Here is a 3,090-nt window from a genome sequence, read left to right as displayed (position 1 = left end):
GCACAATTCGGTAATACAATCAAGACCTTATTCTAATCCAAACGATCCCCGTCCGGCCATCTCACGCACCCGCGCCGGTCGCATCATCTGGGACGACACTGTTATCCTCCATCTCGCCGAACTCTGGAAACGGCTCTACTCCCCAAAATACATCGCTGATTATCTGGGCACACGTCCCGGCACCGTCAGCATGGCTGCCCGACGCGCAGGGCTCCCAAGCCGCGCAGGTCTGACGCTTCTCAAAGCCGCGCCGGGGAACAATCCCCTCGCCGCTCCGGAAAACGCCACGATCGCAGCCCAGATGGTCAAACGCATCTGCGCCATCACGCAGAACGTCTTCTTCCTCCACCCAAAAAACATCCGGCGACAGCATTACAGCATGCTCGGACAGATGATCCTCGCCAGACGCGCGGCAGGCAGCGTCCACTGATGCGTAACGCACAGGCCGCCATTCAGCGCCGTCTCCTCGATCCCGAGTTCCTCCAGCGCGTCATCCGGCGTGGCCTGCTGGCCTTCGCCATCAGCCTCGTACTCAATGTCCTGCTCGGACTGGCCCTGGCCATTTCGGTCTCGCACACGCCCCATGTCCGCTACATCTATCATGACTCTCTGGGCAAGCCGCGCGAACTCATCGTCACCGACCAGCCCTATTTCTCCGATGCGGAAATCAATGACTGGGCCGTCAAGAAAGTCACCAACCTCTACACGATGAATTATGTCAATTACGCCAGACACCTCGATGAGGCGTCCGTCGATTTTGACATTCCCGCATGGAACTCGTGGGGACAGGCGTTCAAGGGACCGGGCAATATCGACTTCATCAAGGCCAAACGCGTCTTCCTCTCCGCTTCCCCAAAAAGCGCCGCCACCATCCGCGCAGAAGGGAAAACATCGTCCGGAATCTATGAATGGCACGTTCATTTCCCGATGCTGCTCAAGTGGGAGAACTCCTCAGGCTCCACCACCAATCTCCTCTCCGTCGATGTCACCGTCCAGCGCATCAACAGCCCTGAACATCCCGATGGACTGGTCATCACCGAACTCAACGCGCCCCGCGCATCGGATAGTGGGGACTGAATGCGGCACATCCTTCTCATGGGTATGGGACTGCTCGCTCTGGCCGCCCCGGCCAGTGGCGTGTACGCGCAGACACGCCCCAGTCAGGACGACCATGACCCGGTTGACCCCATCTACAGGAGCCTGCCGCCTCCACCCGCCATGAACGATCTCTACGATCGCTTCGATCGCGGGCAACGCTCGCTCGACGGCGAAGACGATCCGCACCGGCTCGCCGTGCCCGTCTCCCGGTCCGTCAGCGTCTCCTTCGCGCCTGGCGCGCAGACCAATATCATCCGGATCGCCAGAGAATATCCCTCGTCGATCACCTTCCTCGACGAGACCGGACAGCCCTGGCCGATCGGATGGGACATCGCCACCAACAAGGGAGGCGGCTGCGACAGCAAGGGCGAAGGGAGAAATCCCGCCGTGCGACCTGTCGGCATCTATGCCTGCGTGCCAGAGGCAGGCTCCAACGTCCTGCAACTGACCCCGATCTCACGCTACGCCCACGGCGGTGTCCTCGTCAGTCTCAAAGGCGCACCCAAGCCGGTCAGCTTCATGTTCATCGCCGGAACCGGAACGTATGACGCCGACCTGACCATACGCGTCAAGGGACGCGGCCCCAATGCAAAGGACATGCCGGTCCTCGAACCGGATGCGCCCGTTACCGGGGCGTCGTTCCTCACAGACATGCTCGACGGAGCACCCCCTGCGGATGCCGTGCCCCTGACAGTCTCCGGCATCAGTCCCGACCAGATGCGGGCATGGAAGATGGGGCACGACATGTATCTGCGTCTCGAAAACGGCTACTGGCCGGCATCGCCAGCAGCAACCGCCCACCAGTCCGAATACAACGTCGCCATCTATCAGATCCCTGAAACATCCGTGGTGCTGCTCTCAACAGGCTCGCGCATGATCAGCGTCACCCTGTCGGAGGAGGGGCCATGAGCAAGGCGCCACCTCCCCCTTCACCGCCCCAGCAGCAGCGCTCGCCTCTCGGCCAGAGCCTCGTCGCCTCACGCTCGATCAGCTTTGCCGTCCTCGGCCTGCTCGGAGCTACAGCCCTCGGATGGTATGTTCTCTCCCATCACGCAGGACCCGCCCCGAAATCCGCACCGGTCGGCCACCCCGAGATGGCGGCTCCCGCAGGCGGGGACAATCATTCCGAAGTCCTCGACAGCACCGCCCGCCAGAAAGAGGAAGAAGACGCCAAAAAGGCGCTGGCACAACACACCTCTTATGCCGGGGCTCTCACGACCCGGTCAAAGATCGGCGATGATACGGCGCCAGACTTCGGAAAGGCACCGGGCGCGACAAAGCCGACCGGAACGTCCGGTGGTCAGGAAACCTCCCATCAGGAAAAGCCCGCGGCCCCTGCTGGCACCGTCCCCAATCCTTTCACCCGCAATCCGCTTCCCGCAGGAAACACACACCAGCCCCCTGCAGACAGACCACCCGCGCGCGGCAGCCTGTCCGAGCAGGCCGAAGCCACGCTCATCGCCGCCTGGACGGGCGGTGGCCCCAGCCTTGATCTCCCCACATCCCAGGGCGATACGGCAGCAGATGGAACAGGCCCAGGCAATGGCCAGTTCGCCCGCGCGCCTGTGGTCACAGGATCTCCGGCCACCGCCGCAGCGCAGGCCGTGCCAGCAGCCGCGCCGACTGCGAAATCATCCCGTCGTCTCCTCCTGCCCGCCGGACGGGGCGTCTACGGGCATGCAGTTCTGACAGCAAACAGCGATATCGGCGGCGAGGCGCTGGTGGAGATCGACAGCGGACCCCTCATCCATGCCCGGGTGTCCGGCACGTTCCAGCGCAAGGACGAACGGCTCGTCATCAAGTTCGATAAACTCATGATCGGCGACGCCGACCCCGTCACCATTTCAGCGTTCGCGGTCTCGCCGGATACCGCCGAAACAGGCGTGGCCTCAGAGGTGCACGAACACATCGCAAGCCGGATGATCCTGCCCGCTGCCGCGGCCTTCGTCGAAGGGCTGGGCAACGCCATGCAGAACTCCAACACAACAAGCT

Annotated in this window: 3 protein-coding genes and 1 pseudogene; all 4 read left to right on the top strand. The window is 62.8% G+C overall.

Going from position 1 to position 3,090, the window contains the following annotated elements:
* Window positions 1-430, top strand: a pseudogene (locus GJA01_RS15310) (hypothetical protein); the annotation flags it as partial.
* Complete coding sequence (locus tag GJA01_RS12740; protein WP_062502398.1) at window positions 430-1,077, top strand: DotI/IcmL/TraM family protein; 648 nt, start codon at window positions 430-432, stop codon at window positions 1,075-1,077. The pseudogene GJA01_RS15310 and the gene GJA01_RS12740, both read left to right, overlap by 1 nt.
* The gene (locus tag GJA01_RS12735) at window positions 1,078-2,007 is read left to right on the top strand and encodes a DotH/IcmK family type IV secretion protein (protein WP_062502397.1); all 930 of its coding nucleotides are present in this window, start codon (window positions 1,078-1,080) and stop codon (window positions 2,005-2,007) included. It begins immediately after the preceding gene.
* Window positions 2,004-3,090: DotG/IcmE/VirB10 family protein (locus GJA01_RS15385; protein ID WP_218017419.1), on the top strand; the 1,087-nt coding region annotated here is incomplete at its 3' end. The genes GJA01_RS12735 and GJA01_RS15385, both read left to right, overlap by 4 nt.

It is taken from the genome of Gluconobacter japonicus (genome assembly GCF_002723975.1).
Lineage (GTDB): Bacteria > Pseudomonadota > Alphaproteobacteria > Acetobacterales > Acetobacteraceae > Gluconobacter > Gluconobacter japonicus.
This window is presented reverse-complemented; position numbering and strand designations above follow the sequence as displayed.

Bases quoted from the DNA above. Each gene is read 5' to 3' on its own strand.
- GJA01_RS12740 (WP_062502398.1), top strand. From the start codon at position 430: ATGCGTAACGCACAGGCCGCCATTCAGCGCCGTCTCCTCGATCCCGAG.
- GJA01_RS12735 (WP_062502397.1), top strand. From the start codon at position 1,078: ATGCGGCACATCCTTCTCATGGGTATGGGACTGCTCGCTCTGGCCGCC.